The organism is Mycobacterium sp. GA-2829 (assembly GCF_001499965.1).
GTDB lineage: Bacteria > Actinomycetota > Actinomycetes > Mycobacteriales > Mycobacteriaceae > Mycobacterium.
The window spans coordinates 63,935-89,492 of sequence record NZ_LQIT01000034.1 but is presented as its reverse complement, the minus strand read 5'-3'; the positions used below and the strand labels follow the sequence as shown (position 1 = coordinate 89,492).

Here is a 25,558-nt window from a genome sequence, read left to right as displayed (position 1 = left end):
GACGTGTTCGGATACCCGCGTCCCCAACTTGTTATGCTTAACCAGGTTAGTGTTTTCGTCTAGAAGGAATCTCACTGGTGACTCTCTCGCTTCTGATGGAAATGGCTTCCAGTGACGCGGACCGTTTGGCGGTCGTAGACGCCGATGTCAGATGGGCGGTGGACGATCTGCATCGGCTCGCCGCTGGCGGTGGAGGAACGGTCCGAAGCAGCGGGGCCCGCCACGTGGTCTACATCGGTGTTGGTGGCGCAATGCTCCCGCTCCTGCTGTTCTGCAGTGCGGCTGCCGCAGTTCCGTTCTGTCCGTTGAACTACCGGCTCAGCAGCACAGCGCTCAACGAGCTCCTCGCCCGACTGCAGTCGCCACTGGTGGTCGTTGACGCGCCATACCTGGATGCCGTCGATCCGACGGCCGGCGTCGACGTGCTCACCAGTGAAGAGTTCCTTCGCCGCGCCGCAGAGAGCGAGCCTTCACCGGCAACGCCAGACGGGTCCGACGTTGCGGTAATCCTCTTCACCTCGGGCACCACCGCCCGTCCCAAAGCGGTGGAGTTGTCGCACGACAATCTCTTCAGCTACGTGACCGGTACGGTCGAGTTCGGTTCGGCGACACCGGAGGACGCGGCTCTCGTATGCGTGCCTCCTTACCACATCGCCGGAGTCGGAGCGGTGCTGTCCAACTTGTATGCCGGGCGTCGGCTCGTGTACCTGCCGAATTTCGATCCTGTGCAGTGGATTCGCCTGGTCGATCAGGAGCGCGTGACATCGGCGACTGTCGTGCCGACGATGCTGGACCGGATCGTCTCCGCGCTGGACTCGCACCCAACAGAGCTGACCTCGCTCCGAACTCTGGCCTACGGTGGTTCCCGGGTGCCACTTCCGCTGGTACGAAAGGCGCTCTCGCTGCTACCGCATGTCGGATTCGTCAACGCCTACGGGCTCACCGAGACCAGTTCGACCGTGGCGATCTTGACCCCCGACGACCACTGGGCCGCGATCGCGGATGCACACTCCGACGATGCCGCACGACGGCTCGGATCGGTGGGGCGACCGGTACCTGGCATCGAGGTTCAGATTCGCGACGATTCCGGTCAGCCCGTGCCGGCCGGCGTGACCGGTGAACTGTTCCTACGCGGCCCTCAGATTTCGGGCCGCTACACCGGCATCGGTTCGGTGCTCGACCCGGAGGGTTGGTTCCCGACCCGCGATCTCGCAACACAGGACGACGCCGGTTACCTGTTCATCCACGGCCGAAGCGATGACACCATCATTCGTGGCGGCGAGAACATCGCGCCGGCGGAACTGGAAGACGTGCTCGTCGAGCACCCGTCGGTACGTAACGTGGCTGTGGTGGGTGCTGACGACCCGGAATGGGGTCAGATCATCGTGGCTGTGGTGGTGCCGGAGCCCGACACCAACCCGCCGGGTGACGAGTTGCGGGAGTGGGTCCGGGCCCGGCTGCGCGGATCGCGGACGCCTGACCGAATCGTCTTGCGTGACGAGTTGCCAGTGTCGCCAACCGGGAAGGTGTTGCGTCGCGAGCTCGCCCGCGAACTGAACGAGCGTTCGTCGACCTCGCAGTCCCAGTGAGTCCACTCAGCGTCTGGTGACCGAAGCCAGCACCATGTCCACGAGAGCCACGGGGTAACTGTCTGACCCATAGCCCGTCCTGTCGAGGTGGGTCGACGGGGCCGCGATCTGGTGCATCAGGAGGCCGCCGAAAAGCGCGTCGAGCATAAGGGGGACGGCGGCGTCGGTCGGGAGGTCCCCACGGTCGATCCCGCGCTGTGCGATCGCGCGAATTACGGCCACCTGAGCGGCCGTGAAATCCCACCATCGAGGAGCCAACTCGGACACCGAGCGGGCCTCGGCGCTCAGTCGAACGAGTGCGTCACCAACATCGCTGGCGAGGAGATCGAAGATGGTGCGGCTCAGTACCAGCAAATCGCCACGCAGGCTGCCGGTGTCGGTGTGGTAGGGAAAATCGAGGTGGAATTGGAGAGTGTCGAGCAGTAAAGCGGTCCGGTCCGGCCACCGCAGATAGATGGACGACTTCCCTACGCGTGCCTCGGTCGCGACCGCCTGGATGTTGAAGCCCGCCCAGCCGACGCGGCCGTACAGGCGGCACGCGGCCTGCCGAATCCGGTCCTCCATCTCGGGATCGCGCGGGCGTCCCGTCGCAGCTCTCACTGCGTGCACCGAGGCCGAGGGCTCAGCTGTCGAGCAGGCTCGCGGCGATGCGGGCCCGGTGCCGGGTCGGAGACCCGTAGGTGAGCTCGAGCGCCTTGGCTCGCCGCAGATAGAGGTGCAGGTCACACTCCCAGGTCACGCCGATACCGCCGTGCAACTGGATGGCGTCACTGACCACCGAGACGGCATTCTGGGTGGCGACAGCCTGCGCCAGAGCCGCCGAACGGTCAGTTCGTCCGCCCTCTGCGAACGCCCAGGCCGCGCCATAAACGGCTGACCGCGCGTTCTCGACGAGCACCAGCATGTCGGCGAGTCGGTGCTTGACCGCTTGGAAAGTGCCGATCGGCAGGCCGAACTGGTGCCGCTCGGTCGCATAGCGGGCTGTCCGATCAAGAGCGGATGACGCGGCGCCGGCCGCCTCCGCCGCGGCCAACGTCAACAGCAGGTCGCGCGGACGGGTACTCGTACCGGTTCCGGGCAGCAGGGCTGCCTCCGATCCGGCGAATTCCACCGCAGCGGCGGGTCTCGACCGGTCCACTGTCGGCAGCGCCGTGGTGGCTGCGGCCTCGGTGGTGAACCACTGCGCCTGGTCGTCGACTCGGACGACGACGGCGAGCAGGGTTGCCGCGGCGGCGTTGGGCACCAGCGGTACTGCACCCTCGAGTCGCCACTGTGAGCCGTCGCGTCGGGCGGTGACGCCGCCGGATTCGGCAAGCACGATGCCGCCAACGGCTTCCCCTCGTGCCAGCGGGATGAGCAGCCGCTTGCGTTGGTCCTCGGAACCGAAGTCAGCGACGACCTTGGCAGCGGCAGTGTGTTCAGTGAAGGGCACGGCGCCGACAGTGCGGCCCAGTTCCTCGGCGATAACGGTCTGCTCGACGGGTCCCGCGCCGCCGCCCTCGTATACCTCCGGTGCGCCGACGCCCAGTAATCCTAACTGGCCCAAGGACTCCCACAGTCGACTGTCGATGATGTCGTCCGAGTCGTAGACCGCGCGGCCCGTCGTCTCGTCGCCGCAGAGATCCAGGAGGAGTGCGCGCAGCGCATCGTGTTCTTCAGTGAATTCGAATTTCATCTATGCGTCAGCCCACGGGTCTCGAGGCTGCCCGAGTATGCGCTCGGCCAGCACGTTGCGTTGGATCTCGGAGGTACCGCCGCCGATGGTCGAGGCGCGCGTCCGCAGCCAGCCCAGCGCCCACTTGCCCTTGTTCGGAGCGTCGGCGGCGCCGCGATCGAGGATGCCGAACTCACCGCCGAGGTCGAGGGCGAGCTCGTGCAGATGCTGCTCGACGTGCTGTCCGAACAGCTTCGACATGGCTCCCTCCGGACCGGGTTCCTTCCCGGAGAGCACCTTCGCCAAGTTACGCATACCGTTCAGGCGCACCAATTCCACGTCGATCCAAGCCTGCGCGATGCGGTCGCGCAGATGCGGGTCGTCGGCGGCTCGAACACCGTTGGGGTCGGGCGTCTTCGCCATCGCGACGGCCTTGCGGAGGGTCGCCGACAAGGCCATCTGCTGGCCCATGAACAGGATCGCCCGCTCGTTGGCGAGGGTGGTCCGGGTGACGTTCCAGCCCTCGTTGAGTTGTCCGACCACGTTGCTCAGCGGCACTCGGACCTCGTCGAGGAAGACTTCGTTAAATTCGGCGTCCCCGGAGATCTGCCGGATGGGTCGTACCTCGACACCGTCGGCGTCGACCGGTACCAGCACGAAACTGATGCCCCGCCGCTTCGGCGCCTCCGGGTCCGTGCGCACCAGAGCGAACATCCAGTCCGCGACCTGGGCACCTGATGTCCAGATTTTCTGCCCCGTGATGACGAGATCATGGCCGTCGACGACGCCCCTGGTCCGCAGCGAAGCGAGGTCAGAACCGGCGCCGGGCTCGGAAAACCCTTGACACCAGACTTCGCGGCCATCGAGCATCGGAGGCAGGAAGCGTTGCTGCTGTTCGGGAGTGCCGTGTGCGATCAACGTCGGACCACACAGATTCAGGCCGATGCGGCCGGCGAGCGGTGGCACGCGCCGCTCGGCGGAAGAGAGGTAGAACAGCAACTGCTGCCGGGCTGTCGCGGAGCGGCCGCCGTATTCGGGCGGCCAGGTGATCGCCGCCCAGCGCCCTTCGGCCATCTCGGCTTGCCACTGCCGGGCAAGCGAGTGCTTGTCGGCCGCACTGCGGGCTTCGGCGTACTTCGCGTGAACGGCGGGCAGATGGTCGTCCAGCCAGCTCGACCACTCCGTGGCGAACGCGGCATCGTCGTCGGACAGATCGATGTCGAGTGCGTCGAGACCGGCCGGCGTCGGCGCGGTGGTGTCATGAGGCACGCCGAATAGTATAACCTGGTTGGTGTAATTGGTCACGAAGGCTCGGAGACACTGATGTTCGATGAACGTTGGCCGGCGGAGGCCGATGAGCTCGCCGAAGCGCTGGACGCGGTCCTGGTCAAGTACTCCGCGCCGGATGTGCTGCGCTCCATCGACGAACGGCATGCCGCCGAGTCCACCGACGGACTCGGGCGGCTGCAGCAGGCGCTCGAGCAGCTCGGTCTCTGGGATCTTCCGCCCGAACCTCTTCTCGTGACGCGCGCCGCGGTGAGCCTCGGCGTCCATCTGACGCCGGTGCCGTTCGTGTCCGTGACACCGTGCCGAATCGTCCTCGGCGAAACTGGGATCGCCAATGGCGTGGACCGCGCCACGGTACCCGCCGGCGTTCCGAGGGTCGCGGTCGCCACTGATGGCGGGATCGGGATCGTCGACGCCCCCACCGAGGTTCGGATCAGCGCGGCATCCGAGCCGTTGGTCCTGGTGGATGTCTCGGTGGCGACGGTGCAGCCGATCGATGGAGACGCCGATGACCTCCGCGCGTGGGGCTTCCTTCTGGAGGCGGCGCGCTTGGTCGGTGCGGCCCAGGCGCTGATCCGGTACGGGGTTGCATATGTGTCCGACCGGAAGCAGTTCGGGGTGCCGGTTGGGAGCTTCCAGGGAGTGGCTCACCCGCTAGCCGAGGCGGCGACCGCAGTGCAGGCTGCCGACCTGTTGACCCGGCATGCCGCGTATCTCGCCGAAAACGATGGCGTACTACCGCTTTCCGCGGCAGTCATGGCGGCGGCCAAAGCGCGCAGCGCATCTCGGCAGGCGGCCAGCACCATACATCAGGCTCTCGGTGGCTACGGATTCACGATAGAAGCCGACTGTCAGCTGTACTCCCGCAGGATCCGCTCGTGGACATCCGAGATGCCTGATCCGACCCACTGGCTGGCCGATACTGCGCGAACGCTGGCGGATCCGTCGAAACGCGACAAGGTGAAAGATCTGTGGCAGTTCGACCGGGGTTTCACGCTCCCTCGGTGGGTCCGCGAAGGTGATTGAGCGGTCGTCTCATCAGCGCGGGGCCGGGGTCGACACTTCGGAGTAGGTGATTCGCGTGGAACAATGCGCGGATGAGCGTGCGTCGGATCGCCGGGACCGGCCCGGGCCGACCGCGGGACGTGGGCATGGACGCCCGAGTGCTGAGCGCTGCGCTGCAGGTGTACGCGACCCACGGTCGGGCCGGTTTCACCGTTGACCTGGTCGCGAAGACCGCTGGATGCAGCCGGCCGGCGGTGTACTCACGCTGGCCTACGAAAGAGGCGCTGCTCTTGGCGGCGGTGCGGACCTTCGATGCGAGTCTAGACGTCCCCGATGTGGGCAGCGCGCGAGATCAGCTGGTCTCGGTGGCTCAGCAGCTGCTGGAGGGTTTTTCGAGCGTGCAGGGTTTGGCGACGGTCCGGATCGTGCTCGACAGCCGGGACGACGAAGACCTACGGATCGAGTGGGAGAAGATCAACACTGTCCGATTACGCAGCGCCACAGAGGTACTCGCGCGGGGGGTTGCACGTGGGGAGTGGAGAGCCGACGTCGCGTCGACCGAGTTTCTCCGCAGCCTCACCGGCGCCACGATGATCGAAGGTCTCTACACCCAGATGGCTTTTCCGGAGCGGATCAGAAACGCTCGGTCTGAGGCAGAACGGCTCGTCGACTTCCTACTGGAGGGAAGGCGCCCGCCGAGCTGATTGGCTGGCTCTTGCTCGCACTGACATTGGGGGAGTAGCGTGCGGGCAATTAACTGCATTTTGTGCATTTAATCGCCTGGAGAGGACGTCGACAATGATGAAGAGCTTCCCCCGCCGCGCAGATTTCGGTCACCAGCCGCTTGTCGGATTCTTCCGCCCGGAAGCAAGCCAGCACCTCCTGCACCAGTCCTATTTCGGATTGCCGCTGGAGGGCACATATTTCTACGGCATCATGCACACCGAGGACGGCGACGAGTTCGCCTTCATTCGCAAGGCGATCACGTACACCACCCGTGATATCTCGATCATGGCCGCCGACAACACCGGGCTGCGTGTGCATCCCGCGAGCGCGCAGGGTGCGAAGGGCTGCAAGGTCGAACGCGGCCTCGTCGACGGACGGGAGACGTTCGTCGGCGGGTCGTCGCGTGGCGCCAATTTTGAGGTTCGCCTTGGTGATCGAGACTTCGTCTGGCGCGAGCAAGGTGCCGAGGAGTCGCTACTCGACATCCGCGGCACCCTTGCCGCGCCCGGCTTCCAGGTTTACGTGCCGTGGCGTACGGAAGCGGGGGAGGGCGGCGTGCCGGGCGAAGTGGGAGCGTGCTTCTACACGTCCACGCCGTACCTCGCCGAGGGCACGATGCTCGGAAAGCCCGTCACCGGGTTCTTCGCTGTGGACCACAGCTACCTACCGTGTGGCGTGGGCTGGAACAACAGTGCAATCTGGATGCGCCTGCAGGGCGGATGGAACGTCTTCGCGAACGAGTACGAGGACGGCTCCATCGAGTGGGGTCACATGAGCATCGGCAAGGATCGGTTCAGGTTCGTCGCCGTGTCTTCCGCGGACTCCGTGCTGGTGAACTCGCCGTCGGTGAAAGCCAAAATCGATTGGCGTGACGAGGAATTCGTTGATCGCATCGCGTTTGACGTCGGTGACGGCCAGCCCTGGGAGTTCGTCACCGACCCCAACGGGAAGATGGTGGACTTCTCCGCCGCGCGTCCCGGCTGGTCCGGTCACACGGGCGTCATCCGTCGCGTCGGCGAGACACGACCCCTCAAGCGGCACTGGGCGTGGCAGGAAGTCTTCCCCAGTCGCGTCTAGCGCTCTTGACCCGCTCGAACTCAACTCTCTCAAGAGGATGTGACCATGCGAGTACTCGTCACCGGAGCCAGCGGAGTCTTCGGGCGCGTGATCTGCCGGGACTTGGTGCGTCGAGGCGCCGATGTGGTGGCGCTGGCGCGCCGAACCGTCGACATCCCCGGGGTTTCGTCGATCAGCGGTGACATTCGCGATGCCGAGGCCGTCGAGCGTGCCATGCAGGGGTGCGACACCGTCGTCCACCTCGCCTTCCTGCTCGCCCCACTTCGATCGTCGACGGGCGTCGAGGACATCAACATCGGCGGGACGCGGAACGTACTGCGCGCCATGGAATCCACAGGTGCGAACCACCTCGTCTTCACCTCGTCGACATTGGCCTACGGGCCGTGGCCGGACAATCCGGAGGTGATTCCCGAAGACCATCCTCTGCGGCCGCACCCCGACGTGCTGTACGCCAAGCACAAGGCGTTGTGCGAGGAGATGATCCACGAGTCCGGGGTTCCCGCTGTCATCACGCGCACGTGCGTCGTTGCCGGTCGGGACATGGACAACTACGAGTTCCGGTTCCTCGCCCATCCGATGCTGGTCGCTCCCGCCGGGGAGATGCGGCCCTGGCAGTTCCTGCACACCGACGATGTCGGGCGATTCCACGCGGAAGCGGCACTGGGCAACCGAACCGGCGTCGTCAACGTGGGGCCGCTCGATACAGGCATCACGATCGACGAGATCGCCGAGATCCTCGGCAAACCGCTCATCCGACTGCCGTTCAAGGCGCTCAAGTCGGGTGCCGGCGCCGCGTGGCGCGCCGATCTCCTGGAACTCAGCCCAGCCGATCTCGACGGTTTCCGCTACATGCCCACCCTCGACACGAACCGACTGGTCAACGAGTGGGGATACACGCCGGTGCACGACTCGCGGTCGGCGCTGGCCGATGCGCGGGCCGGTGTCAGGGCAGTCACCTACCTGGGCACCGCCAAGGTGCCGACACCATGGAGAACCCCATCGCCGGACCACCGCTGGACGCGCGATCACTCTCCGCCCCATGAACATCGCGTCGACCCCGCGCCGCCGGGGTTGCGCGGCGAGTTCGACGACTACGTCGACGACCGCTATCCGACGCTCACGACGGCCAACGTCGGCGAGGCGTTCGGCGGCACCCTCACGCCGATGTCACTCAGCGTCGGCCGCGACGCGCTCCGGCTCGCAGGAGCCATTCAGGTCGAGGTGCTGGGTATGCGCGACGAAGATATCGTTGCCGCCCAGCGCACGCTGAGCATCGCCTCCGTCGGCCATCGCCTCTACACCAACTTGTCCGTCGTGCACGCGATGGCCGCCGCCATGCCGGGAACCAACGCACGTGAGGTCGACGAGCACATCCTCGGCATTCCCCGTATGACAGGCGGTGTCGACGATCATCACTCCGTCGTCGAGACCGTCCGTTCCGCGTTCAGCGTCCCGAACGCAGCCATGCGGATGGCCGGCACCGGACGCCGGGTCACCGATATCGAAAGCCGCGTTCGCTCCATGAACTTGTCGAGCGATGAGCTGCGGGACCTCGACGGCAATGCGCTGCTGACGCTGATCGATTCGGCTCGTGAGCTGACGCTGGATGCGTGGGCCTATAGCACCACGACCAATTTGGTCGCATCGGCAGCACAGACACTGGTGCGAAAAGTCGCGCCCAAAATCGACCTCGGTGCGATGCGGGGTGGAACCGAGGGTCTTGCAAGCGCTTCCCTCCTGTCAGGGGTTCGTCATCTCGTTGACATGGCGCGAGCGCAGCCATCTGTGGAGAAGCTGTTGCGCGATGAGCGCGGAGAAGACCTGCTCAAGCAACTCGACGATGTCGACCCGATGTTCGGCCAGGCATTCTGGAAGTTGATCGACGACGCCGGTCACCGTGGCCCGGGAGAGACCGAACTGGCGAACCTGATGTACGGCGATCAGCCTGCTCAGCTGCTCGAGGTGGTGCGCAAAGCACTTGACGGCCCGTCTCGTGAAGCCGGCGTACACATCCCGCTGTCGGGTGTTTCACGCCGCGCGGTTGGAGTGCTCAACTCCGCGGTGCGCAGGCGTGAGCGGTCGAAGGATGTCGCCGTGCGGAGCACCCACCTTCTGCGGGTGGCGCTGCGCGAGGTCGGGCGACGGCAGGTCGACGCGGGTGTGTTCGACGAGGTAGGAGACGTCTTCTACCTGACCCCCGAAGAGATCGCCGCGCCAGAGTTGTTCGCCGAGCGCATACCGGCTCGGCGAGCCGAGCGTTCGCGCCTGTCTGCCCTGCACCTTCCGCCCGTGTTTACTCTGCGCTGGGAACCGCTGAACGCCGGCACCGGTAGCATCACGAATGCCGGTGCGCTCCAAGGCGTCGGGGCCTCGCCCGGTATCGTCCGCGGACCGGTGCAGGTCGTTCACTCCAGCACTGAGATCGACGACGTCGACCCTGATGTCGTACTGGTGGTCCATGTCACCGACGTGGGCTGGACGCCGATCTTCGGGTGCGTCGCCGCGGTGGTGACCGATATCGGAGGGCTGCATTCTCATGCCGCAATCGTGGCAAGGGAATTCGGCGTCCCCTGCGTCGTCGGGACGAACCGGGCGACGCTCGATCTCGAGAACGGCACCATCGTGGAAGTCGACGGCACTCGCGGAACGGTCACGCCCGTCGGGCCGAGCTGACGTCGCGGACGTTACGGACGGTCCAGCCCGGAATGTCGGCGCAACTCGTCTCGGTCACATGTCACGACGGTGGCTCCCTCGAAGGCGATGACCCCCTTGTCCGCGAATGAGCGGAGGACGGTGGCGACCTCGTCCTGCGATGTGCCCACGAGGTCGGCGAGTTCAGCATCGGTGAGAGGCGGTGTGGCGATTGATCCATCATCCGATACGACGGCCAGCCGTTCACTGAGATCCACCAGCACTCGGGCGACCAGCGTCTCGGTGTCATGCTTTCGCTGCTCGGCGAACCTGTCGTGTTGGCGCTTCACCAGTCGAGCGAGTAGTTGCAGCAACACCGAGCCGGCCGCAGGATCACCCGCGATCCATTCGCGTAGTGCGCTCCGGTCCAGCGACCGGGTCTCGACCCAATCGAGGGCGACGACCGAACTCGTACGCGGCCCCGGATCCAGAACTGCCAACTCACCGACGATGTCGCCGGGCCCGGCAAGCGCGATGAGACGGTCGCGTCCGCCCAGGTCTGAGCGCCTGATTTTGACGACACCGGATTCGATGATGTGGACGCGATCACCCGGAAGGCCTTGGCCGAAGATCAGCTGATCGGGGCTGAACGATTCAGGCACCAGCAGATCGAGCAGTCCAGCAGCCGATTTCAGATCGTCGTCGCGGATGTTCGGCGGTCGCCGGAGGCCGCGGAGTGGCATACCGTCCGATGAATCTGAGGGGGAATCGGCGCCCCCGTCAGAAATACTCGGATCCGCCATCAACGTTGAGCAGCACGCCGTTGATGTAGCTCGCACGCTCAGAGACCAGGAACGCGACTGCATCGGCGATGTCCTCTGGAGCGCCTAGCCGAGTGCCCCAGGTGGCTCGGTGCCAACGGGCGTTGGCCTCGGCGAAATAATCGTCCTCCGAGCCGCCGGTTTCGGCCATCCACCGTCGCCGCTTCTCGGCGATCTGCTCGTTCACAATCATGCCGGGTAAGACGGCGTTCGCGCGGATGCCCTGTGGACCGTACTCGCGTGCAAGATTCTTGGTGAAGTGAGCGAGCGCGGCCTTCTGCGCCGAGTAATGCGCGAGACGCGGGATGAAGTGCCGCATCGACATCGCGGACGTGGTGACGACGGCACCGCCCCCCGACTCCAGCATCAGCGGTATCGCCGCGCGGCAGGCGCGCACCGAGGTCATCAGGACCGACTGGTACGACCGTTCCCACAGCTCGTCCGGCTCCACGGGCGACTCACCGAGCTCGCACAGGCCCACTGTGTTCACGAGCACGTCCAGCCTGCCATGCTCGGAACCCACTGCGGAGAGCAGTCTTTCGGCGTGGCCGGGCTCGGTCAGGTCCGCCGGAACGGCCAACGCGGACGCGGCACCGGCAGCACGTGCATCGGCCGCCACCGCCTCCAGTTCCGGCTTCGTTGTGAAGTCGTAGTCACGGTCACCGGTGTCGTGACCGCGCGAGCAGACGACGAGATGAGTGGCCTCGGCCGCTAGACGCATCGCGGTGGCTCGACCCATACCCTGGGTGGCGCCCAGCACCAGGGCGACTTTGTCTTTCAAACCGAGATCCACAACCGACGCCCTTCTCCGTTAACCGCGCGGCAACCCGAGTCCGCGTTGAGCGATGATGTTGCGTTGGATCTCGCTGGTGCCGCCGATGATCGACAACACCGTCGACGCGCGGAGGAAATGCTCGGCATCCTCCGCAAGCGTGTCCCCGCTGCCACAGGTGTACGCGTCGGCACCCAATTGGTCGACGAGCCACTGTGCCACGCGCTGAGCCACCGCCGGCCCATGCAGCTTGCTCATCGACGCCTCACCACTGGCGGCTTCGCCGCGCTCACCGAGCGCTACGACCTGCTGGCCGAGCAGTCGTTCGGCCTGCAACTCCATGATGAACTCACCCAGTTGGCGGTAGGCGGCGTCGTCGAGCTCGATGCCTCGGGTTGCGATCCGGTCGAGGTAGCGGGCGAGAAGGAGTCGAGCCTCGCGGCCGCCGAAGCTCATCGAGCGCTCCATGTCGAGCGCCTGCGACATCATCGTCCAGGCCTTTCCCTCTTCACCGATGAGGTTGCGCGCGGGGACCTTCACATCGTCGAAGAAGCACGCGTTGACGCGCCAACCGCCCATGACCCGCACGGGTTGGATCGTGACACCCGGAGCGGTCGCATCGACCATGACTAAGGACAGACCGCGGTGACGTGTGCTTTCGGGGTCGGTGCGCACCAACGTGAAGATCCAGTCCGCCAGATGAGCACCCGAGGTCCACATCTTCTGGCCGTTGACCACGAAGTCGCCGTCGTCGCCACGGGTGGCCTTCGTCCGCAGGGCCAACATGTCACTTCCGGCCTCGGGTTCGCTGTAGCCGCCGGCATAGCTCCACGTGGCATCCAAGATATGCGGAAGGTGTTCTGCCGCAAGCTCATGCGGCCCGAAGGTGGCCAGCATCCAGCCCACCGCCTCAGCCTGTTCAAGGCCATAGGTCGGCAGGCCCGCTGAGTCCATCTCTTCATGGGCGACGAATCGCTCCGTCTGTGTAGCCGGGCGACCCGACGGCGCGGGCCAGCCGAGGCCGATGACATCTTGTTTGACCAGCCACGGATGGAAAACAGTTGGGGCTTGGCGGTCGCTCTCCAGCTCCGCCATCTCCGCGCGCATCGCCGCCATGTCCTCGGCGCTGAACTCGTCGATGCCGGCGCGCAGTTCGTCACGCCGCTTGCTCTCTGCCTCGTCAAGACGAAACCGCATGTGTGCAGGGACCTTTCGTGTCTGCGTGCCGGTCAGGCGAGCAGGCTGTAACCACCGTCGACCGGGACGGTCAGACCGGTGACGAATCGGAAGTCGCTCGACAGCATCGAAACGATGACGGAAGCCAGTTCATCGGGATGACCAAGCCTGCGCAGCGGCGTCTTCTGCGCCACGGCGGCTTGCATGTCGGCAACGCCGGCGATGAGGTCCTCGCCTCCGTGTCCCGGGTTGTCGACGAGGGAGGGCGAGATGCCGTTGACGCGGACACCGCGCGGCCCGAGCTCGGCGCCGAAGTACCGCACCAGGTTCTCCATCGCGGCTTTCGCGGGCCCGATCGCGCCGTAGTAGCGGGCGTAATGGTTGGCGCCGAGGCTGCTGACCGCGACGACCGAACCGCCGACCTTCTCGAGTTCGGGCAGCGCGGTGCGGATCGCCTCCCACAGGCCCCAGACCTGCACATCGAAGACGCGATCGTACTCTTCCCGGGTCACCTTCAGCGTTCGGCCGGCGACGATGGGCACGGCCGTGGTGACCAGTCCTCCCAGCCCACCGAGAGCATCGATGGCGGCGTTGACCAGACCCGCCGCGTCCTTGCCCAGGTCGCCACGCACCAGTGTCGGCTCCGGCCCACCGGTGGCAGCCGCCAACTCCTGGGTCTCTTTGGCGGCGGTGTCATTCTCGACGTAGCCGATGGCGCACCGGATGCCCGCGGCGGTGAGTTGGACCACCGTCGACCGGCCGATGCCCCGGCTGCCGCCGATCACGAGCACCTTGTCGGGGATGCTGCGCGTGTACGTCTCATTGCTCACTGTGCCGACCCCGTTCCGAAGTGTTCGTCACGCTTCTTGAAAGCCTCGCTCGTGCCGCTCTTCTTGCGCTCCTTGACGAAGTTGAACTCGTCCGGCTCGAAACGCAGGTTGGTGCCGTAGCTGTGGAACAGGTATGCGGTGGTCTCCTCGAGCCCGAGCGCCGAGCTCGCCTCCACCAGCCGGTAGGCCTCCTTGGCGATGGTGATGCCGTCTGCGGGCATCTTCGCGACCTGTGCGGCCAACGCCTCGGTTTCGGCGGCGACGTCGGCTTCGTCGACGAACCGGGTGAACAGTTTCATTGACTCGAACTCTGCGGCTTCCGCCATTCGCCCAGTCAGCATGAGATCCCGCATGACGACCGGCCCGAGCCGGTGCAGGAACAGCGCGACATTGCCGAGGACGGGTCCCAGGAAGCGGGCCGCAGGCATCCCGACCTTCGCCTGACGGGACGCGACCACCAGGTCGGCGGACAGCGCGAGCTCGAAGCCGAGGCCGAGGGCGAACGACTCGAGCTGGACCACAGTGACCTTCGGGAACCCGATGAATTCGTGGAACATGCGCTGGCCCTTGCGGTCCACCGTCAACCGACGGCGCTGACTCGGGCGCCGGTCGTCGCCGGGTGTGCTGTACCAGCCATAGGCGCGGTTCAGGTCGACACCGGTGGTGAAAACCCCACCTTCGCCGCGGACGATGACTACCTTGATGGCGTCGTCCTCGGCGACGTCGTCGAGGTAGCGGCCCATCAGCTCGCAGTCCTCGGGCGCCATCGCGTTTTTCTTGGCGGGATTCGAGATGGTGATGCGGGCGATGTGGCTGTCGTGGTCCTTCTCGAGGAGCACCCGCTCGCCCTGCTCGGGTGGTGAGGTCGTCGTCTCGGCAGCGGTCATGTCAGCTCATTCCTTTGGGGTCTGTGAAGAAGGTCTTGGCGGTGACATCGCGGGCGAGCACCCGCAGCATCACCTCGTCCGCACCGCCACCGATCGATAGCAGTCGGGAGTCGCGGAAGAAGCGGGACGTCCACGTCTCGGCCATGTATCCCATGCCACCGTGATACTGCAGGCAGGTGTCGGCCACCCGACGAATCAACTTGCCTGCGAGGAGTTTCGCGCTGCTGGTTCGGCGGGTGACGTCGGCGCCCGCGACGATGAGCTCGGCACACGAATGCGCGTACCGTTTCAGGGCATCCACTTCGCACGCCAATTCGGCAAGGTTGTACTGCAGGTACTGATTGTCGATCAGCTTGCCGCCGAAGGCGGGGCGATCCTGGAGATAGCCGACGGTGCGTTCGATGGCCGTCTCCATCTGGCCGACGGCCTGGTACACCGCGCTGATGCGTTCGGTCTGGAACTGCTCCATCTGCTGTTGGAAGCCTCGGCCGATCTCACCGATCGTGTAGCGCACCGGCACACGGACTCGGTCGAAGGTCAGCTCGGCGGTGTCCGAGCAGATGTTGCCGAGCTTCTTCAGCGAGCGACTGACGGTCAAACCGGGGCTCTTCGTCGGCACGATCACCTGACTCATGCCGCGGTAGCCGCCGTCGTCGGAGGTGCGCACCAGCAGACACAGCCAATCGCCCTGGACTCCGTTGGTGATGTACGTCTTCGCTCCGGTGATCAGCCAGTCGTCCCCGTCGCGAACTGCCTTGGTGCGGATCCCCGCGACGTCCGATCCGGCGTCCGGTTCGGTGACCGCTATCGAGCAGATCTGCTCACCCGCGATGGCCGGCACGAGGAACTCCCGCTTGAGCTCGTCACTTCCGTGGGCGTGCAGAGACGGGGTCGCCATGTTGGCTTGCACGTTGTAGGCCATCGGGATGCCGTTGCCCGGCAACCGGCCGAACTCTTCACAGGCGATGACGGTGAACCAGTGGTCTGCGCCTTCACCGCCGTAGGTGGGGTCGTATTCCAATCCCAGCAGACCGAGCTTCGCGAACTCAGGAAAGAGCTCGTGGCCGGGGAACTGGCCCTGCTCCTCCCACTCCTCGTAGCGAGGTTCGACGGTCTTGGCGAGCATCTCGCGCACACTGGCGCGGAACATGTCGTGTTCTCCGGTGAATTGCATGTCAGGCCTCCGTGGCGATGAGTTCGGGCAGCAGCGCGGCGGGGACTTCCGCGCGGACCGCGCGGAAGCGTTCACCGAGGCTCTTGGCTTGCGGGTCTTCGCGGAGCGACGCGGCGACGCCGTTGCCCAGCAGCCCGATGACCACGACGTTGACCGCCAAGAGGTTGGGCAGCGGGTACACGCGGATCTCGTGTCCGTTGAACTCGGGGAAGATCTGCGGGAGCCGAGCAGGGTCGGTCAGGTAGTCGAGCAGCGGAAGGTGCCGCTCGTCGCGCACCCACAGGCCCAGGTTGGCGTTGCCGCCCTTGTCACCGGAGCGGGCGCCGAGGTAGCGACCGACCTCGATGCCGGTCAGCTGGGTGTCTGCGAGGCCGTGCGTCGTCGCCGCGGCACGCGGTCGGTCGACGGTCAGCGATTGCGTGGTGCTCGGTGCCGGCACGTCGAGGAGGGTCTCGCCGAGGCGGACACGGGGCTGTAGCCAGGAGACGTCGACCAGCGTCGGCCATCCCACCATATATTCGCTGGCCGGGGTGGGCGGCGTGGTGAGATACAGCCCCGGGTAGCTCCCCAGAGCTGTGGCCACGACCGCCGAGGAGAACTCGCGACCGACCGCGGCGGAGTCGGCGTCGGACACCGAGATCCGCAGGTAACTCTGGTCGTTCGGCGCGTTGGAGTCCAGGCTGGCGCCGACGACCTCGACGTGCGACTTGGCGAAACGCTCACGGCCTCCGCGGATCTGCGCCCATACGGCTCTTTCCCCGAGGTCGGCCTTGGCGTGCCGGTCGGTGCCGGTGATGGCCAGCGTCATGGCGTTGCGGAAGCCGCCGGGAAAGGTGAGCAGTGCCTTGGCGTGCGTGGGCGCGGCTTCGCCGCGGGCCCCCGAGATCTGAACGCGGTCAGGGCCCACCTGGCTGAGGTGGACGGTGTCGAACCGGGCGACTACGTCCGGCACGGGGTAGCGAGGACCGGAAATCTCGTAGAGCAGCTGCGCGGTGACGGTGTCCACCGTCACCGCACCGCCGGTGGAGCTCATCTTGGTGATAACGCTGCTGCCGTCTTCGGCGATCTCGGCGACGGGGAAGCCGGGTTCGGTCAGGTCGGCGATCTCGGTGAAGAACGCGAGGTTTCCACCGGTGACCTGAGTCCCGCACTCGATGGCATGTCCCGCGATGGTGGCTCCCGCGAGGGCGTCGAAGTCGTCGGCGCCCCAACCGTGCCACCAGGCCGCGGCGCCGGTGACCACCGCGGCGTCCGCGACGCGGCCGGTGATCACCACGTCGGCGCCCGCCCGCAGCCCCGCGGTGATCGCGTGCCCGCCGAGGTAGGCGTTCGCGGACACCACGTCATCGACCGCACCGGTCCACGGCTCGTCGGTGTCGAGATGGCGGAAGGCCTCGCCGCCCGAGCGCAGTTCCTCGATGCGGCCGGTCAGGTCGTCGCCGTCGACCACGGCCACCGTGATCGGGATACCGAGGCGGTCGGCGATGTCGCGGACGGCATCCGCGCACCCCTGAGGGTCGATGCCGCCGGCGTTCGAGACGATCCGCACACCGCGCTCGTGGCACCGGCCGAGGATCTGTTCCATCTGCGTGACGAAGGTGCCCGCGAAGCCGGCGCGTCCGCGTGACCGGCTCTTGGCCAGGATCGACATGGTGAGCTCGGCGAGCCAGTCTCCGGTCAGTACGTCGAGTGGCTCCCCCGCGTCGAGAAGCTGAGCGGCCGCGACGACGCGGTCACCGAAAAAGCCGGAACAGTTCGCGACCCGAACCGGACGGGATGTCATGAACGGTCCTCGAGTTCCACCAGGACACGTCCGGCCGTCACGGCCTGGCCGGCCTCGACGAGCACCTGCGCCACCACGGCGTCGGCGGACGCGCGGATCACGTGCTCCATCTTCATCGCCTCCACGACCACCAACCGGTCACCGGCCGAGACCTCTTGTCCGACGGTGACGTGCACGGACTGCACCGTCCCGGGCATCGGTGACGTGGGGCCGCCGACGATGCTGTCGATGCTCGAGTCGGTGAATCGAGAATCGATGGTGAAGGCCGTCTGCCCGTCGGATCCGTTGACCCAGACCCGGACGGCGGCGTCCGAGCCGAGCTCACCGTCGGCGTCCAACCGCAGGACCTGTGCCGTCCCATCGACCTCGATGCGCCACCGGCTCCCGGACCGCGCGAGCAGGCGCACAGCGTGCTCTTCGTCGTCCAGTCGGAAGGTGACGAACCGGCCGCCGGGGTGCTCGGAGGGCTGGTAGAACAGCGCGTGGGTGCCGCCGTGGTCGTCGGCGATGCTCCACTGCGCAGGTGGGCGGGGCATGTTCGACCACGCCGCGGGCAGCGCGAACCGGTCCGGTCCGGCCTCGAGCGCCGCGGCGACGGCGGCGGCCACCGCGTGCGGGGACAGCGCAGGAGCGGCGACGAGGTCTGTCCGCTGCTCGAGCCAGTTGACCGTCACGTCACCGTCGCGGTAGTCGGCGTCCGCGAGGATCGTTTGCAGGGCAGTCACATTGGTGGCCGGGCCGTGCAGCTCCAAGGTCGACAGCGCTCCGCTGAGCGCGGCGATCGCGTGGGTGCGTGTGGAGCCCTTCGCGATCACCTTAGTGATCATCGAGTCGTAGTGCGGGCTCACGGTGACTCCGGAGGCGATGCCGTCCTCGTACCGGACACCATCGTCGTCCGGATGCCAGTAACGGTGCACATGGCCGGTGCTGGGCAGCCATCCGGCGCATGGGTTTTCGGCGCACACCCGTGCTTGGATGGCATGGCCGGTGAAGGTGACGTCCGCCTGACCGAACGGCAGCGCCGCTCCGTCGGCGACGTCGAGTTGCAGTGCGACGAGGTCGAGGCCGCTCACCTCCTCGGTGACGGTGTGTTCGACCTGCAGGCGGGTGTTCATCTCGAGGAAGAAGAATTCGTCGCCTTGAACCAGGAACTCACAGGTGCCGGCCCCGACGTAGCCGATCTCCTCGGCCAACCTCACCGCCGCGGACGACATCGCCGCCCGCAGTTGGGAATCGACCAGCGAGGCCGGACATTCCTCGAGGAGTTTCTGGTGGCGACGCTGCACCGAGCACTCGCGGTCGCCGAGGTGCACGACGTTGCCGTGGGTGTCGCCGAAGACCTGGATCTCGATGTGGCGCGGACCCTCGAGGAAACGTTCGAGGAATACGGTCTCGTCACCGAAGGAGGCCCTCGCTTCTCGCTGCGCCGAGGTGACCGCGGTGGCGAGATCGTCGGCGGATTCGACCAGCCGGATGCCTCGCCCGCCGCCGCCGGCGCTGGCCTTCACCAGGAGCGGGTAGCCGACGCTGTCGCCGAGCGTTCCCAGGTCGACGGCGTCGCCGGTGATGACCGCGTCCGGCAGCACGGGCACCGACGCCTTGCGGGCCAGTTCCTTGGCGCGCACCTTGGAACCCATGGCGGCGACGCAGTCGGCCGGTGGCCCGACGAACGTCAAGCCTGCTGCCGTGACGGCCGCGGCGAACTCGGCGCTCTCGGCGAGAAACCCGTAGCCGGGGTGCACCGCGTCGGCGTTCGTCCGCCTCGCGGCGTCCAGCACGAGGTTGATGTTGAGGTAGGTGTCGGTGGCCGATTCGCCCGGCAGTGCCACCGCCTCGTCGACGTCGTCGAGAAAGGGCAGTGTGGCGTCGGGATCTGAGTACAACCCGATGGTGCGGACACCGCGGGCGCGTGCGGCACGTGCGATGCGGCTGGCGACCTCACCGCGATTGGCGATCAACAGGCGATGCACAGGATTCCTCACTAGAAGCGGAAGACGCCGAAACCGCTCGGCGGCCGGGTCCGGGCTCGGTCGGTGGAGACGCGGGACATCGCAAAAGCGACGGTGAGTGCGGCGCGGCTGTGCCGGGGATCGATGATGCCGTCGTCCCAAACGCGACCGGTCGCGTAGAGCGCGGTGGATTCGGACTCGATGCGGGCTTCGTCCTCGGCCCGCTGGGCTTGGTCGGCCGCCTCGTCGAAGTCGCGACCGCGGGACTCCGCCGAGCGCTTCCGCACGATGGACATGACGCCGGCGAGCTGCCGGCCGCCCATCACCGCGATGCGGTGGGTCGGCCACGTCAGGACGAGGCGCGGCCGGTACGCACGGCCCGCCATCGCATAGTTCCCGGCCCCGTAGCTGACACCGACCATGAGGGTGACGTGCGGGACGCGGGAGTTGGCGACGGCGTTGATGAGTTTGGCGCCGTCCTTGATGATGCCGCCCTTCTCGGCCGCCGAGCCCACCATGAAGCCGGTGATGTTCTGCACGAACAGGATCGGGGTGCCGAGCTGGTTGCACAGTTCGATGAACTGCGCGCCCTTCTGCGATTCCGGAGAGAACAGAATGCCGTTGTTGGCCAGCACGCCGATCGGCATGCCGTTCAACTCGGCCCAACCCGCTACCAGGTTCGGCCCGTACAACGGTTTGAACTCGTCGAATGACGACCCGTCGACGATGCGGGCGATCACCTCGCGGATGTCGAAGGGGGTCTTCGGGTCCTCGGGCACGATGCCGAGCAGCTCGTCGGGGTCGTGGACGGGTGCCGGTCCCCCCGGCACAGGGTCCGGGAACCCGAACCGGGAGATCACCGAACGGGCCTGCCGGATGGCGTCGGCCTCGTCGGCGGCCAGGTAATCGGCGAGCCCGGAGACCCGCGCGTGCATGTCGGCGCCGCCGAGTTCCTGCTCGGTGACGTCCTCGTCGATGGCCATCTTCACCAGCGGCGGCCCGCCGAGGAAGGCGTAGCCGCGGTCCTTGACGAAGATGGTGTAGTCACTCATGCCCGGGAGGTACGCACCGCCCGCCGTGGAGGAGCCGAATACGAGCGACACGGTGGGGATGCCTGCGGCGGACAGTTCGGTGAGCCGACGGAACTGCTCGCCGCCGGGAACGAATATGTCGGCCTGCTTGTCGAGGTCGGCGCCGCCGGACTCGACCAGGGTGACGACCGGGAGACGGTTGGACTCCGCGATGTCCATCGCGCGAAGCGTCTTCGTGATCGACGTCGGGGACAGTGAGCCACCGCGGACGGTCGGGTCGTTGCCGATGACCACGACGGCACGTCCGTTGATCTCGGCGATCGCGGTGAGGATGCCTCCGCCCAGCGGATCGGTGGTGCCCCAGCCTGCAAGGGGGGAGAGCTCGAGGATGAATCCGTGCCGGTCGGCCAGCAGCGCCAGGCGTTCTCGCACCGGGAGCTTGCCGCGGTCGCGGTGGCGTTGCACCGAGGCGGCGGATCCCCCGCCGATGACCATTCCGTGCTGCTGCTCGATCTCGGCGAGCAATGCGCTCATCCTGGTGCGGGCCCGTTGATAGGGCTCGCTACCGGTGATCACCTCGCTGGGGAGTACGGGCACAGATCCTCCAAATCTCTAACCTGGTTATATAAAAGTTCTGGGCGTGAGGCAAGCGGCGTGACAGGGCGCGGGCGTCAAGGTCCACGCCGCGGTGGGTGCGTAGGCGCCGGGGACGGCCTTTATTGCCATGGCCGGTTGCCCCAGCGGTCGATGTGCGCGATTTCGCCGATCGGTCGGCGCGTGCTGGGCCCGTACTTACCACGTGGCCATCCGAGTGGGATGACACCGACCGGTGTGACGCTGCGGGGCATGCCCAGGATGCGGCGCAGCTTGCGCACTCGCCACAGCGGAAGGGAGATGAAGCCTGCGCCCAGGCCGACGGCGCGCGCCGCCAAAAGCAGATTCTGGGTCGCCGGGTACACCGATGCGTAGGGTGCCGAGTTGAGCATCACCGGCCGCCGCCAGATTCGCCCCGACCAGCACACGACGATCACGACGGGTATGTCAGCGAAGTGGTCGCGCTGCCACTCGATCGCCTTCCAGGTGCGCGCCCATGCCGTGTCGCTGCGATTCCGCCGGCGGTAGTACAACGACATGAGCGGAAAACCAGTGCGGTTCAACCGGGCCAGTTGAGCCCGCACCGCCGCGTCCGTCACCACGACGAAGGCGGCTTTTTGTTCGTTGCCGCCATTGGGTGCCTTTACGGCGAGCTCCAACAATCGTTGCAGTAGCGCATCGTCCACGGGATCGGGGTGCAGGCGCCGGATGGCCCGTTGAGTCTCGATCGCCTCCTGCAGGGACATGGTGAGACCCTGCAGGGCCACATCGGTGCTCGGCGCAACCGCGGCGGAATCGGTATCAACCATTACCGGTATCCGGCTTCAGCGCGAACGCCGCGACGGCGTTGTCGTGCATGAACATCTGTCGCACCTCCGTCTTGAGCTCGAGTTCCTCGAGTCCTGCCATCGCGGCCTCGAACGTCAAAATCGGCCAGTCGCTGGCCCAGATGCACTTGCGTCGGCCGTAGGTGCGCAGGAAGTGGGTGAAGGCCGGCGGGTAGTACTTGGGCAGGTGAGCGCTGGTGTCGATGTACACGTTCGGATGTTTCGCGGCGACCGCGATCATCTCGTCGGTCCACGGCCACCCGATGTGGCCGGCGACGATGCGCAGTTCTGGGAAGTCAATGGCGATGCGGTCGATGTGTCCAGGTCGGCCGGTCTCTGAGGTATAGGTCGACGGGCCCGTGCCGCCGACCTGGACTTGAAGGGTGACGTCGAGTTCGACGCACGCCGCATAGAGCGGATACCACTGGGGTTCGGTGGGCAGCTTGTCAAGTATGAACGGCTCGAGTTTGAGCCCCTTGAAGCCGTGTTCATGGACCAGCCGGCGCAGGGTGTGCACCGCGGGCATGACACCGTCGACCGACCACGGATTCGCCGTGGCTATCCCGATCAGGCGATCGGGGTAGCGCTGTACCGCGTCGACGACATCCTCGTTGGGGATCAGCGGTCCCGCCGAACACAGGGCCGTGTCGATACCGTTGGCGTCCATCTCGTCGATCAAGGTCTCCAGCGGCATCCCTGACCGCAGTCGAGCGCCGTGCTCCATGCGGTCCGCCAGTGTGAAGTTGCGCTCAGGCATCTTGGCCACCGTGTCAGGCAGCCACGGTTGCACCCACGCGTCGATGATGGTCACCGATTGCGACTCGATTGCCACCGCTCATCCCCTCGGTAAGCCGAGCACGCGCTCGGCAACCATCGTCTTGACGATCTCGTCGGTGCCGCCTGCGATGTGGAAGGCGGGCGCCGACAGCACGACCAGCCGCCAATCGTCCAGACCCGCGTTGGACCTGGACAGCGCGTTGCCGAGCCGGCTGGAGACGGCGTCGGCGAGCTTCGACACCACCGCGCCGGTGGCAAGTTTCGCCAAGGCGGCCTCCGGTCCGGGGGGCTGACCGGCGACGAGCCGCCGGTGCATCCCGGCCTCAAATGCAGCCAGTGCCCGTTGGTCGATGACGGCGTCGACGAACTTCTCCCGCGCGGCGACATCGCCCCAGCCGAGGTCTGCGGCTTGACGCACGAGCCGTCCCAGGGACCGTCCGAAACTGGAGAACCGCTCAAAGCCCAGGGTGGTCATCGCGACGGCCCAACCACCGCCGACCTCGCCGAGGACAGCTTCCTCAGGCAGGTCGACGTCATCGAAGAACACCTCGGAGAATGAGGCCCCACCGGTCATCTGCTGCAACGGCCGCACGTCGACGCCGGGAGCCGACATGTCGACGACGAACGCCGTGAGCCCGCGGTGGCGCGCCTGCGACGGATCCGTCCTGGCAAGCAGGTATCCGTACTGGGCGTGGCGGGCCTCGGAGGTCCACACCTTCTGGCCGTTGACGCGCCAGCCGGACTCGGTGCGCACGGCCTTGGTCGCGACGCCGGCGAGGTCGCTGCCCGCACCCGGTTCGCTGAACAGCTGACACCACAGCTCCTCGCCGCGCAGGATGGCGTTGCAGTGCCGCCGCTGTTCGGCGGTGCCCACGGCCAGCAGGGTGGGACCCACCATCTCCAGGGTGACGCCGAAGTAGCCGCGTGGGACGTCGTACTCCGATTCCAGGTCCGCCCATGCGAGCGCGTACTCGGACGGAAGGTTCCGCCCTCCCACGTCGGTCGGCCACGTCAGGCCGGCGAATCCGTGGTCGTAGAGCTTCTTCTGCCAAGCGACGCAGTCCTGACGCCACGCTTCCGGGTCGGCGATGTAGCGGAACTGGGCGAACATCGCGTCGGGAAAGCCGTCGGGACGGTGTTCGGCGTGCGCGTCGAGGAAGGTCTTCGCCTCCTCGACGAAGGTTTCGATCGAGGGTGGCTGTGTATCCATCACACTCCTCCACAGTCGGGCGCGCACTTGGCACACTAATTACTAACCTGGTTATATGTTAGTGATATCACGTTGCACAGAGGAGTCATAGTGAGCTCTCCGTCGTCCGCTTCGGCGGCTGCCCTGGTCGCGGATGGAATCGAGGAGGGGCAGCTCGTCGTCCGCCTCGACGGTAGTCGGATCTACCCCCGCATGACGGTGGGCGGCAAGGCGCACGGCCTGTCGAAGATCCGCGCCGCCGGCCTGCCTACCCCGCCGGCCTTCAATGTCACCGTCAATGCGTGCAAGCAGTATTTCGAGGACGCCGACGACCTGATGGCCCGCGCCTGGCCGCAGATCCTCGACGGGCTGGCCTGGCTCGAGTCGGAGTCTGGCCACACTTTCGGGCGCGGCCCTGTTCCGCTCCTGGTCTCCGTGCGCAGTGGCGCGCCGGCGAGTATGCCGGGGATGATGGATACGGTGCTGAACCTGGGCATCAACGATGATGTCGAGCAGATCCTCGCCCAGAAGTGCGGTCCCGCCTTTGCCGCGGACACCCACCGCCGATTCCGTGAACTGTTCTGTCAGGTGGTCGACCCGGCCGGTGGCGACGTCCCGTCGGATCCGCTGCAGCAGCTGCGCGCCGCGGTCGTCGCCGTCTTCGCCTCGTGGAATTCGGCCCGAGCGGTGTCCTACCGGCGCCACCATCATCTCGAGGGCAAGATGCCGGGGACGTCCGTGACGATCCAGGCGATGGTCTTCGGCAATCTCGACGAGCAGTCCGGAACCGGGGTGCTCTTCAGCCGCAACCCGCTCACCGGAGATAACGTTCCCTACGGTGAGTGGCTGCCACGCGGGCAGGGAGAGGACGTCGTGAGTGGGAAGTTCGACCCACTGCCGCTGACGGCGCTCGCCGAGCAGCATCCCGACATCCACAGCCAGTTGCTCGATGCGGCCAAATGGCTGGAGCGCGACGGGTCCGACGTTCAGGACATCGAGTTCACGGTCGAGGCCGGCAAGCTCTACCTGTTGCAGACGCGCACGGCGAAACGGTCCGCTCAGGCCGCGGTCGCCATCGCGGTTGCGCTGCAGCGCGAGGGTTTGATCGACGCCGCCGAGGCGCTCGACCGCGTCACGCCCGCGCAACTCGACACGTTGCTCACACCGGTGATCGAGCCGTCCGCGCTGGCCGAGGCCACCGTCGTCGCCAGTGGGTTGCCGGCCTGTCCCGGTGTGGGGGCCGGGCGGGTGGTGACCGACAGCGACTCCGCCGAGGATGCCTTCGACGACGGCGAGGACGTGGTTCTGGCACGGGAGACCACGAGTCCCGACGATGTCGGTGGCATGATCGCCGCTCGTGCCGTCATCACGGAACAGGGCGGGTCGACCTCGCACGCGGCGGTCGTGAGCCGAGAACTGCACACACCGTGCGTGGTGGGCTGCGGCAAGGGCTCGTTGCAGGACCTGAGCGGAACGGAGGTCACCGTCGACGGCTCCAGCGGCAAAATCTACGCTGGCCTGCTGCCACTGACCCGTCCGTCGGAGGACGGCGATCCGAACCTGGCTGTCCTGTTGGGGTGGGCGCGCGAACGATGCTCGGTGCAGGTGTACAAGACCGGCACCGACGAGGCACGCGGTCGGCGGACGGTGGATCATCGCGATCCGTCAACGATGACCGTCGCGCCCGGTGATATCGTTGCCGCGGAGCACCCCCTCCCGGTGTTACGGACGTTCCTGGACAGGGTGAGAAACGCCGATGGGTCATTAGGCTAACCAGGA

21 protein-coding genes are annotated in these 25,558 nt (G+C 66.5%); 6 read left to right on the top strand and 15 right to left on the bottom strand.

Annotation, left to right across the window (positions count from 1 at the left end; all coding sequences use genetic code 11):
• Positions 1–77: 77 nt before the first annotated feature.
• Entirely contained in the window at positions 78–1,589 is a 1,512-nt protein-coding gene (locus AU194_RS20060) for a class I adenylate-forming enzyme family protein (protein WP_059091011.1), read from the top strand.
• Positions 1,590–1,595: 6 nt separating this feature from the next.
• Here the strand turns inward: AU194_RS20060 and AU194_RS20055 are convergent, their stop codons facing one another.
• The 3 genes from AU194_RS20055 to AU194_RS20045 are packed head-to-tail and all read right to left on the bottom strand — an operon-like array spanning position 1,596 to position 4,548.
• Entirely contained in the window at positions 1,596–2,153 is a 558-nt protein-coding gene (locus tag AU194_RS20055) for a TetR-like C-terminal domain-containing protein (RefSeq protein WP_059091010.1), read from the bottom strand.
• 58 nt (positions 2,154–2,211) lie between these two features.
• Positions 2,212–3,264, bottom strand: coding sequence for an acyl-CoA dehydrogenase family protein (locus AU194_RS20050; protein WP_059091009.1), 1,053 nt, complete (start codon positions 3,262–3,264; stop codon positions 2,212–2,214).
• Complete coding sequence (locus AU194_RS20045) at positions 3,265–4,548, bottom strand: acyl-CoA dehydrogenase family protein (protein WP_231743495.1); 1,284 nt, start codon at positions 4,546–4,548, stop codon at positions 3,265–3,267.
• Between the two features lie 18 nt (positions 4,549–4,566).
• Between AU194_RS20045 and AU194_RS20040 the strand changes: the two genes are divergently transcribed.
• The 4 genes from AU194_RS20040 to AU194_RS20025 all read left to right on the top strand — a co-directional run bounded on the left by AU194_RS20040 (position 4,567) and on the right by AU194_RS20025 (position 10,011).
• The gene (locus AU194_RS20040) at positions 4,567–5,556 is read left to right on the top strand and encodes an acyl-CoA dehydrogenase family protein (protein WP_059091008.1); all 990 of its coding nucleotides are present in this window, start codon (positions 4,567–4,569) and stop codon (positions 5,554–5,556) included.
• Between the two features lie 71 nt (positions 5,557–5,627).
• Positions 5,628–6,239 carry a TetR/AcrR family transcriptional regulator gene (locus tag AU194_RS20035; protein WP_082698731.1) on the top strand — a complete coding sequence of 204 codons (612 nt, stop codon included), beginning with the start codon at positions 5,628–5,630 and terminating at the stop codon, positions 6,237–6,239.
• A gap of 94 nt (positions 6,240–6,333) precedes the next feature.
• On the top strand, positions 6,334–7,338 hold the full coding sequence (locus tag AU194_RS20030; RefSeq protein ID WP_059091006.1) for a hypothetical protein: 1,005 nt from the start codon (positions 6,334–6,336) through the stop codon (positions 7,336–7,338).
• Between the two features lie 45 nt (positions 7,339–7,383).
• Positions 7,384–10,011, top strand: a complete 2,628-nt coding sequence (locus tag AU194_RS20025; protein WP_157576291.1) for an NAD-dependent epimerase/dehydratase family protein — start codon at positions 7,384–7,386, stop codon at positions 10,009–10,011.
• An 11-nt stretch (positions 10,012–10,022) separates the two neighbouring features.
• On the opposite strand, the gene AU194_RS31905 is transcribed toward AU194_RS20025, so the two are convergent.
• The 12 genes from AU194_RS31905 to AU194_RS19965 all read right to left on the bottom strand — a co-directional run bounded on the left by AU194_RS31905 (position 10,023) and on the right by AU194_RS19965 (position 23,800).
• A complete protein-coding gene (locus tag AU194_RS31905; protein WP_059091004.1) occupies positions 10,023–10,712 on the bottom strand; it encodes a Crp/Fnr family transcriptional regulator in 690 nt (229 codons plus the stop codon).
• A gap of 37 nt (positions 10,713–10,749) precedes the next feature.
• A complete protein-coding gene (locus tag AU194_RS20015) occupies positions 10,750–11,583 on the bottom strand; it encodes an SDR family NAD(P)-dependent oxidoreductase (RefSeq protein WP_059091003.1) in 834 nt (277 codons plus the stop codon).
• An 18-nt stretch (positions 11,584–11,601) separates the two neighbouring features.
• A complete protein-coding gene (locus AU194_RS20010) occupies positions 11,602–12,759 on the bottom strand; it encodes an acyl-CoA dehydrogenase family protein (RefSeq protein WP_157576286.1) in 1,158 nt (385 codons plus the stop codon).
• Between the two features lie 32 nt (positions 12,760–12,791).
• A complete protein-coding gene (locus tag AU194_RS20005) occupies positions 12,792–13,568 on the bottom strand; it encodes an SDR family oxidoreductase (RefSeq protein WP_059091002.1) in 777 nt (258 codons plus the stop codon).
• Complete coding sequence (locus AU194_RS20000; RefSeq protein ID WP_059091001.1) at positions 13,565–14,455, bottom strand: enoyl-CoA hydratase/isomerase family protein; 891 nt, start codon at positions 14,453–14,455, stop codon at positions 13,565–13,567. Before AU194_RS20000 ends, AU194_RS20005 begins: the two co-directional genes overlap by 4 nt.
• A 1-nt stretch (position 14,456) precedes the next feature.
• Positions 14,457–15,629, bottom strand: coding sequence for an acyl-CoA dehydrogenase family protein (locus AU194_RS19995; protein ID WP_059091000.1), 1,173 nt, complete (start codon positions 15,627–15,629; stop codon positions 14,457–14,459).
• Between the two features lies 1 nt (position 15,630).
• Positions 15,631–17,412, bottom strand: a complete 1,782-nt coding sequence (locus AU194_RS19990; protein WP_059090999.1) for an acyclic terpene utilization AtuA family protein — start codon at positions 17,410–17,412, stop codon at positions 15,631–15,633.
• A complete protein-coding gene (locus AU194_RS19985; protein ID WP_059090998.1) occupies positions 17,409–19,382 on the bottom strand; it encodes a biotin carboxylase N-terminal domain-containing protein in 1,974 nt (657 codons plus the stop codon). Before AU194_RS19985 ends, AU194_RS19990 begins: the two co-directional genes overlap by 4 nt.
• A gap of 11 nt (positions 19,383–19,393) precedes the next feature.
• On the bottom strand, positions 19,394–20,989 hold the full coding sequence (locus AU194_RS19980) for an acyl-CoA carboxylase subunit beta (RefSeq protein WP_082698729.1): 1,596 nt from the start codon (positions 20,987–20,989) through the stop codon (positions 19,394–19,396).
• Between the two features lie 119 nt (positions 20,990–21,108).
• Positions 21,109–21,795 carry a nitroreductase family protein gene (locus AU194_RS19975; RefSeq protein ID WP_369804173.1) on the bottom strand — a complete coding sequence of 229 codons (687 nt, stop codon included), beginning with the start codon at positions 21,793–21,795 and terminating at the stop codon, positions 21,109–21,111.
• Positions 21,788–22,645, bottom strand: a complete 858-nt coding sequence (locus tag AU194_RS19970; protein ID WP_231743494.1) for an amidohydrolase family protein — start codon at positions 22,643–22,645, stop codon at positions 21,788–21,790. Before AU194_RS19970 ends, AU194_RS19975 begins: the two co-directional genes overlap by 8 nt.
• A 3-nt stretch (positions 22,646–22,648) precedes the next feature.
• Positions 22,649–23,800: an acyl-CoA dehydrogenase family protein gene (locus tag AU194_RS19965; RefSeq protein ID WP_059090996.1), complete on the bottom strand. Its 1,152-nt coding sequence runs from the start codon at positions 23,798–23,800 to the stop codon at positions 22,649–22,651.
• Positions 23,801–23,938: 138 nt separating this feature from the next.
• Between AU194_RS19965 and AU194_RS19960 the strand changes: the two genes are divergently transcribed.
• Positions 23,939–25,552, top strand: coding sequence for a pyruvate, phosphate dikinase (locus AU194_RS19960; RefSeq protein ID WP_255374843.1), 1,614 nt, complete (start codon positions 23,939–23,941; stop codon positions 25,550–25,552).
• The last annotated feature ends 6 nt before the right edge of the window (positions 25,553–25,558 follow it).

What these genes read in the sequence shown, in the direction of transcription:
- AU194_RS20055 (WP_059091010.1), bottom strand. Translation starts at nt 2,153, where the DNA reads ATGGAGGACCGGATTCGGCAGGCCGCGTGCCGCCTGTACGGCCGCGTC.
- AU194_RS20050 (WP_059091009.1), bottom strand. Translation starts at nt 3,264, where the DNA reads ATGAAATTCGAATTCACTGAAGAACACGATGCGCTGCGCGCACTCCTC.
- AU194_RS20040 (WP_059091008.1), top strand. Translation starts at nt 4,567, where the DNA reads ATGTTCGATGAACGTTGGCCGGCGGAGGCCGATGAGCTCGCCGAAGCG.
- AU194_RS20035 (WP_082698731.1), top strand. Translation starts at nt 5,628, where the DNA reads ATGAGCGTGCGTCGGATCGCCGGGACCGGCCCGGGCCGACCGCGGGAC.
- AU194_RS20030 (WP_059091006.1), top strand. Translation starts at nt 6,334, where the DNA reads ATGATGAAGAGCTTCCCCCGCCGCGCAGATTTCGGTCACCAGCCGCTT.
- AU194_RS20025 (WP_157576291.1), top strand. Translation starts at nt 7,384, where the DNA reads ATGCGAGTACTCGTCACCGGAGCCAGCGGAGTCTTCGGGCGCGTGATC.
- AU194_RS31905 (WP_059091004.1), bottom strand. Translation starts at nt 10,712, where the DNA reads ATGCCACTCCGCGGCCTCCGGCGACCGCCGAACATCCGCGACGACGAT.
- AU194_RS20010 (WP_157576286.1), bottom strand. Translation starts at nt 12,759, where the DNA reads ATGCGGTTTCGTCTTGACGAGGCAGAGAGCAAGCGGCGTGACGAACTG.
- AU194_RS20000 (WP_059091001.1), bottom strand. Translation starts at nt 14,455, where the DNA reads ATGACCGCTGCCGAGACGACGACCTCACCACCCGAGCAGGGCGAGCGG.
- AU194_RS19995 (WP_059091000.1), bottom strand. Translation starts at nt 15,629, where the DNA reads ATGCAATTCACCGGAGAACACGACATGTTCCGCGCCAGTGTGCGCGAG.
- AU194_RS19990 (WP_059090999.1), bottom strand. Translation starts at nt 17,412, where the DNA reads ATGACATCCCGTCCGGTTCGGGTCGCGAACTGTTCCGGCTTTTTCGGT.
- AU194_RS19975 (WP_369804173.1), bottom strand. Translation starts at nt 21,795, where the DNA reads ATGGTTGATACCGATTCCGCCGCGGTTGCGCCGAGCACCGATGTGGCC.
- AU194_RS19965 (WP_059090996.1), bottom strand. Translation starts at nt 23,800, where the DNA reads ATGGATACACAGCCACCCTCGATCGAAACCTTCGTCGAGGAGGCGAAG.